Annotated in this window: 6 protein-coding genes; 5 read left to right on the plus strand and 1 reads right to left on the minus strand. The window is 63.3% G+C overall.

What is annotated here, in order from left to right:
- Positions 1-57: 57 nt before the first annotated feature.
- On the minus strand, positions 58-462 hold the full coding sequence (locus VMR03_RS01270; protein ID WP_325401485.1) for a DUF2794 domain-containing protein: 405 nt from the start codon (positions 460-462) through the stop codon (positions 58-60).
- Positions 463-1,001: 539 nt separating this feature from the next.
- On the opposite strand from VMR03_RS01270, the gene VMR03_RS01275 reads away from it, so the two are divergent.
- From VMR03_RS01275 to VMR03_RS01295, 5 genes are all read left to right on the plus strand, one after another.
- Positions 1,002-1,982: an ABC transporter ATP-binding protein gene (locus VMR03_RS01275; RefSeq protein WP_325401487.1), complete on the plus strand. Its 981-nt coding sequence runs from the start codon at positions 1,002-1,004 to the stop codon at positions 1,980-1,982.
- The gene (locus tag VMR03_RS01280; protein WP_325401489.1) at positions 1,979-2,713 is read left to right on the plus strand and encodes an ABC transporter permease subunit; all 735 of its coding nucleotides are present in this window, start codon (positions 1,979-1,981) and stop codon (positions 2,711-2,713) included. Before VMR03_RS01275 ends, VMR03_RS01280 begins: the two co-directional genes overlap by 4 nt.
- Positions 2,714-2,717: 4 nt before the next feature.
- Positions 2,718-4,658, plus strand: coding sequence for a GldG family protein (locus VMR03_RS01285; RefSeq protein ID WP_325401491.1), 1,941 nt, complete (start codon positions 2,718-2,720; stop codon positions 4,656-4,658).
- Between the two features lie 3 nt (positions 4,659-4,661).
- Positions 4,662-5,765: a hypothetical protein gene (locus VMR03_RS01290; protein ID WP_325401493.1), complete on the plus strand. Its 1,104-nt coding sequence runs from the start codon at positions 4,662-4,664 to the stop codon at positions 5,763-5,765.
- A gap of 81 nt (positions 5,766-5,846) precedes the next feature.
- Entirely contained in the window at positions 5,847-6,875 is a 1,029-nt protein-coding gene (locus VMR03_RS01295; RefSeq protein ID WP_325401495.1) for a fatty acid desaturase, read from the plus strand.
- The last annotated feature ends 214 nt before the right edge of the window (positions 6,876-7,089 follow it).

Raw genomic sequence — 7,089 nt, forward strand, 5'->3', positions numbered from 1 at the left:
ATTGCTTTGTCGGCTTCGCCGCCTCGCAACGACGCCTTAGGGCGACTCCGAGAGCGATCAGGCGTCGATCAGGCGCAGCGCGCGCTTCTCGAAAACCTTCAGCACCTGCTTCAGATCGTGGCCGCGCTTCAGCACCAGCCCCGTCGCTGCGACGACGCTGAAGGCGCCCTGGCGGCGCGCCAGCTTCGGGCGCTTCTCGATCCGGTAAAGCGGCATCTCGCTGGTACGGCGGTGGACCGCGAAGATCGCCACGTCCTTTGTCGCGCCGATGGCGTAGTCGCGCCACTCGCCCTCCACGACCTTGCGGCCATAGACGGAAAGAATGGCTTCAAGCTCGGCGCGGCTGAAGAAAACATCCGGTTCGCGAAGAGGCTTCGAGGCGGAATTCGACGTGATGACAAGGCTGAGCGAGCCGGATTGGAGGTGAGACGCTTTTTCCGATCCCTCTGCGCTATCCGTCATGCGTCGCAATCCTTCACATTTCCGGGGTTCATACGGCCCCGGACGGTCGGTCCGGAGGCCGGCAGAACCAGCTAATTGTCTCATTCTGCTAGCTTTTGTCGGATTAATCCAGAATCACAATATTGCCTTTTTTCAGCCCTTGTGAGGACACACCGGCCCATCAATCTCCAATCGTTGCCTCACTGGCCCGGTCCTCTTGGACGTTCCGGTATCATCAGCCCCCCAGCCCCACCGGGATGAATTTGGGGGCCGGGCCACCCCTTCCGGGGCAACATCAGAGATGAGACGCGCCGCGCTTGCCCCCCTCGCCGGCGCGTTTTCATTTTCAGGCGCCCCACTTATCCCCGCTCCATCGCCCGCATTTACGATGTCTCATCTTTCACTTGAGAGGGGGATTGCCTTTGTCTACACATGCCGTCAGGTCTTTGGGAGCAACGAGGCAAAACAAGAGAGCCCGTCCTGACCTTGAGGGAGTGCACGTCATCACGCGAGCGAGTATGCAAACGGCAAACGGCAGATATCCGGCCGCGGGCGATGCCATGATCGCGATCGACGGGCTCACCAAGCATTTCGGTCCCTTCACCGCAGTCGACGGCATCAGCTTCACGGTCGCGCGCGGCGAGGTGCTCGGTTTTCTCGGGCCGAACGGCGCCGGCAAGTCGACGACCATGAAGATGATCACCGGCTTCCTCGCGCCGAGCGCGGGCCGCGCCTCCATTTGCGGGCATGACGTCGTCACCGATCAGCTCGCGGCGCAGCGCCTCATCGGTTATCTGCCCGAAGGCGCGCCGGCCTATGGCGACATGACGCCGCTTTCGTTTCTCAAATTCATCGCCCGCGTGCGCGCGCTCGACGGCGCCGCGGCGACGCGGGCGATCGAGGATGCGGTTGCGGCGACCGAGCTTCAAGGCGTGCTCGACCAGCCGATCGACACGCTGTCCAAGGGTTTCCGGCGGCGCGTCGGCCTGGCGCAGGCGATCCTGCACAATCCGCCGGTGCTGATCATGGACGAGCCGACCGACGGCCTCGATCCGAACCAGAAGCACGAGGTGAGGAAACTCATCGGCCGCATGGCCGCCGACAAGGCCATCGTGATCTCGACGCATATTCTCGAAGAGGTCGATGCGATCTGCACGCGGGCGCTCATCATCGATCGCGGCCATGTCGTCGCCGATGGTACGCCGGCGCAGCTCATCGCGCGGTCGCGCTATCACAATGCGGTTTCGCTGACGATCGGCGGGCAGGTGACGGCGGTTGCGGCCGAGACCCTCAAGGCATTGCCCGGCATCGAATCGATCGAGATCAGCCCGCGCGGCACCGAGACGACCTTCACGCTCTTCCCGTTGCAGCATGATGCGATCTCGGCCGAAGTGAAACTCATCGATGCCGTCGCCGATCTCGCGCGCCAGCAAGGATGGCTGGTCCGCGCGCTGTACGGCGAGCCGGGCCGCCTCGACGAGGTGTTCCGCAAGCTCACGCGCTCCGACACGGCCGACATGCCGGGAAAGACCGCCGCATGAGAGAACTTTCCGCCGTCTTCCGCCGCGAGCTTGGCGGCTATTTCGCGACGCCGCTCGCCTTCATCTTCATCGTGATCTTCCTTTTCACGATGGGCGCCTTCACCTTCTACATGGGCGGCTATTTCGAGAGCGGCCAGGCGGATCTGCAGATCTTCTTCAACTTCCATCCCTGGCTCTATCTATTCCTGATTCCGGCGATCTCGATGCGCCTCTGGGCCGAAGAACGCCGCACGGGCTCGATCGAGCTGCTGCTGTCGCTGCCCATTCCGCTCTGGGCGGCCGTGCTCGGCAAGTTTCTCGCGGCCTGGGCTTTCTCGGGCATCGCGCTCGTCCTGACCTTTCCGATGTGGATCACCGTCAACTATCTGGGACATCCGGATAATGGCGTCATCCTTGCCGGCTATATCGGCAGCTTCTTCATGGCCGGCGGCTATCTCGCCATCGGCTCCTGCCTTTCGGCAACGACGCGCAACCAGGTCATCGCCTTCGTCGTCAGCGTCGTCGTCTGCTTCCTCTTCACGGTGGCAGGGCTTCCCCTCGTGACCGATTTCTTCGCGAGCTGGGTGCCGCAGCAGGTGCTGAACACGATCGCCTCCTTCTCGTTCCTGACGCATTTCACCGCGATCACGCAGGGCGTCATCGACATTCGCGACGTCATCTACTTCTTCACGCTGATTGCCGGCTGGCTGATCGCCTGCGGCGTCGTCGTCGACATGAAGAAGGCGGGGTAGAGCCATGACGACCATGAGCCGCTCCGCCATCCGCATCGCAACGCTCGTGCTCATCGCCGTGCTGTTCCTCGCGGTCAACCTTTTCTCGAACATCGTCTTCCGTTCGGCGCAGATCGATCTCACACAGAGCCGTCTCTTCACGCTCTCGCAAGGGACCGAGAATGTGCTGGCGAAGATCGACGAGCCGATCACGCTGAAATTCTTCTATTCGGAATCGCTTGCGACGGATTTCCCGCAGGTGCGCGCCTATGCGAACCGCGTGCGCGATCTGCTGGAGGAGATCCGCGACCGCTCGCATGGCAAGATCGTGCTCGAGGTCGTCGATCCCGAGCCCTTCTCCGAGCAGGAAGACCTCGCCATGTCGCTCGGCCTCAAGGGCGCGCGGACGACAGAGGGCGAGGTCATCTATTTCGGCCTCGTCGGCACCAATCTGGTCGACGGCATCGAGGCGATCCCGTTCTTCACCGACGAGCGCCAGCAATATCTCGAATATGACGTGACGCGGCTGATCCAGAATCTGAGCCGGCCGAAGAAGCCTGTTCTCGGCATCGTGACCAATATTCCGCTGGATACGGGCTCGGGCGGGCTGATGGCGGCGATGCGCGGCCAGTCGCAGCCCTTCGCCATCTATCAGGAATTGCAGAACCGCTTCGAGATCAATTTCCTCGAACAGAAATTCGTCAAGGTGCCGGCGGATGTCGACGTGCTGATGATCGCGCATCCCAAGCAGCTCGATCAGGAGACGCTTTACGCGATCGACCAGTTCGTGATGCGCGGAGGCCGCGTGTTGGCCTTTGTCGATCCACATTCGGAGGTGAGCCTGACCGCCGGTCCGGACGGACAGCCGGTGCAGGGCTATACGGAGGCGTCGGACCTGGCGCCGCTGCTGAAGGACTGGGGTGTCGATTACGATACCAACCATATCGTCGGCGACCGCGATCTTGCGATGCGCGTGCAGACGGGGCTCGACGCACGACGCCAGACCAGCGACTACGTGCTCTGGCTCTCGGTGCCGAAAGCCGAGTTCGACCAGAACGACATCGTCACGTCGAGCATCGATCACATCAATCTCGGCACAGCCGGCCTGTTAAAGCCGGCGGCCAATGCGACCACCCGCTTCACACCGCTCTTCTGGTCGTCGAAGGATGCCGAGACCTACGATCTCGATTATGTGAAGGCGGGCCATACGCCGGACGAGCTTCTCAATGCGTTCAAGCCGACCGGTGAAACCTATGTACTGGCCGCGCGGGTTTCGGGACCGCTGAAAAGCGCCTTCTCCGCCGCGCCGGCCTTGCCCGTCGAGGACGAGACGAAGCGTTCCGATGCGACGGACAAGCCCGACGCCTTCATCGCGCAGACCAAGGCCGACGCCAATATCATCGTCGTCGCCGACAGCGATATTCTCGACGACCGTTTCTGGACGCAAGTCTCCGGCGACGGCAACGACCGGACGCTGGTTCCTTTCGCCGACAATGCGAAATTCGTCCTCTCGGCGATCGACAATCTGATGGGGTCCGACGATCTCATCTCGCTCCGGGCGCGCGAGCGCGTCGACAGGCCTTTCGTCGTCGTCGACAATCTGCGCCGCGAGGCGGAGCGCAAGTTCCTCACCGAGCAGGAGAGGCTGAAGGCGAAGATCACCGAGACGGAGCAGCGGCTCGCCGCGCTGCAGACCGAGGGCGCGGGTCCGAACCAGGCCGCGGGTGTTGATTCGTCCGATCCCCATGCGCAGGAAGAGATCGCCCAGTTCCGCACCGAGCTGCTGCAGAGCCGCAAGGCGCTGCGCGACGTGCAGCGCAATCTCAGACGCGACATCGACCGGCTCGCGACGGAAGTTCGTTTCGCCAATGTTGCGCTGATGCCGATCCTCGTCGCCATCGTCGCGCTCGGCATCGCCGTCCTTCGTCATCGTCGCCGCAAGGCGCGCGCGGGCAAGGGAGCCTGAGACATGAATATCGCCGCCTTGCGCGCCAACAAGCCGCTCCGCAATCTCGCGATCCTCGCCTTCGCGACGGCGATTGCCGTCGTCGCGGCGACCGTCGCCGTCGTCACCATGGAGCGCGGCGTCAGCGTCAAGTTCACGCCGGAGCCGCTGTTCCCCGGCCTTGAAACGAAGCTCGACCAGGTGGGGCGGATCACCTATTCGCTCGGACGCGGATTGCACGGCGTCGACAAGATCACGCTCAATCGCGGCGCGGACGGGCAATGGACGGTTGCCGAGCGGCAGAATTATCCGGCCAAGCAGGATCTCGTGCAGAAGGCGCTGATCGGCATTTCGGAGCTGATGCTTTATGAGCCGCGCACGGCGCGTCCGGAATGGCATCGCAATCTCGGCCTTCTGGCGCCGGAAGATCTCGGCTCCGCGACGCGGATCCAGCTCTTCGACAAGGCGGGCAAGCCGATGGCGTCGTTCCTCGCCGGCAAGGTGCCCGACGAGACGAGCGCCGCGCGCGGACAGGGCATGATCTACCTGAGGCGCGACGGCGACAACCAGACATGGCTCGCACGCGGACGCTTTCCGCTCTTCCAGGCGGCGCAGGACTGGCTCGATGCGCGTTTCCTCGATCTGAAGCGCGACGAGATCAAGCGCGTGACGCTCTGGGCCGGCACCGACCATCCGGTGGTGATGGATCGTACCTCGGCGGATCAGAACGATTTCACGCTGGAAAACATCCCGAAAGGGCGCGTCACGCGCGGCGCGCCGGTCGTCAACGGCACGGCGACGAGCGTCGTCGATCTCAACTTCGACGATGCTGTGCCAGTTGGCTCACTTGAATTCCCGGCGACCTCACCCAATGTGATCGTCGAAACCTTCGATGGGCTTCGCGTGACGTTGACGCTGACAGGCGGCGGCGGAGCGCTCTGGGCGAAGGTCATGGCCGATACCGATCCTGTCAGTGCCGCCGGCGGCGACACGAAAGCCGCCGGTGAGAAGGCGAAGATGCTTAACGATCGGTTGACGAAATGGGCCTATAAACTGCCGCAGCAGGCTGGCAATCAGCTCACCCAGTCGGTGGACCTCCTCACGCATGAGGCGGGACCGGAGAAATAAAGGTCCCCACGTATCATTCGCCTGCCGCGGCTTTCCCCGCGTCCGTTGACGCGCCTGCCCGCCAACCCGGATCTATGTATCTTGAGCATCGGACATAATGCCGAAACGTCGCGCCCGGACGCACGCAACTGGGTGAAGGTTCTCGCGCGCTATCGCGATCCGAGCCTGTCGCGCAGCATCGGCGAACTTGCGATCACCACGCTGCCGCTCGTCGCGCTCTGGGCGGGCGCCTGGGCGGCCTATTATGTCGGCTTCTGGTGGCTGTCGCTGCTGATCGCGATCCCGGCGGCCGGTTTTCTGGTGCGGCTCTTCACGATCCAGCACGATTGCGGCCACGGCTCGTTCTTCTCGCACAAACTGCTCAACGACTGGGTCGGCCGCGTGCTTGGCGTCCTCACCATGACGCCCTACGATTTCTGGCGCCGGACGCATGCGCTCCATCATGCGAGCTGCGGCAATCTCGACCGCCGCGGCGTCGGCGACATCGACACGCTCACGGTGCGCGAATATCTGGCCCGCTCCTGGTGGGGCAGGCTCAAATACAGGCTCTATCGCAATCCGGTCGTGCTCTTCATCGTCGGGCCGGCCTATATGTTCCTGCTGCAGCAGCGCTTGCCCGTCGGGCTTATGCGTTCGGGCTGGCGGCCCTGGATCAGCACGCAGGCGACCAATGTCGCAATCGTCGCGATCGCGGCGGGGCTCATGTGGCTGATCGGCGTGCAGGCTTTTCTGCTCGTGCATCTGCCCATCGTGATGCTCGCCGCCTCGATCGGCGTCTGGCTCTTCTATGTGCAGCATCAGTTCGAGGAGACGTTCTGGGCCCAGAATGAGGGCTGGAGCTTCCACGAGGCGGCGCTTTACGGTTCGTCGTATTACGACCTGCCGCATGTGCTGCGCTGGTTCACGGCGAATATCGGCATCCATCACGTGCATCATCTGTGCAGCCGCATCCCCTTCTACCGGCTGCCGCGCGTGCTGCGCGATCATCCGGACCTCCGCGATGTCGGCAGGATGACGCTCATGGAAAGCTTCAAATGCGTCCGGCTGACGCTGTGGGACGAAGAGAAGGAGCGGCTGGTGTCGTTCAGGGAAGCGGCGCGGGCCTCATAGAAACCGACCGGGGAGTCTCGCCCCTCGAGACGCCGCTTCGCGGCTCCTCAGGGTGAGGATTGAAGGGCGTCCAGCCTGGGGCGCCGATCAAACAAAAAGGGCGCTCCCTCGGGAGCGCCCTTTGTCGTTTCAGTGGCGGCTCACCTTACGCGGCGAGACGGCGCAGCACGTATTGCAGGATGCCGCCATTCGCGTAGTAGTCGAGCTCGTCCTG

Source organism: Parvibaculum sp. (genome assembly GCF_035511255.1).
In the GTDB taxonomy this organism is placed as follows: domain Bacteria; phylum Pseudomonadota; class Alphaproteobacteria; order Parvibaculales; family Parvibaculaceae; genus Parvibaculum.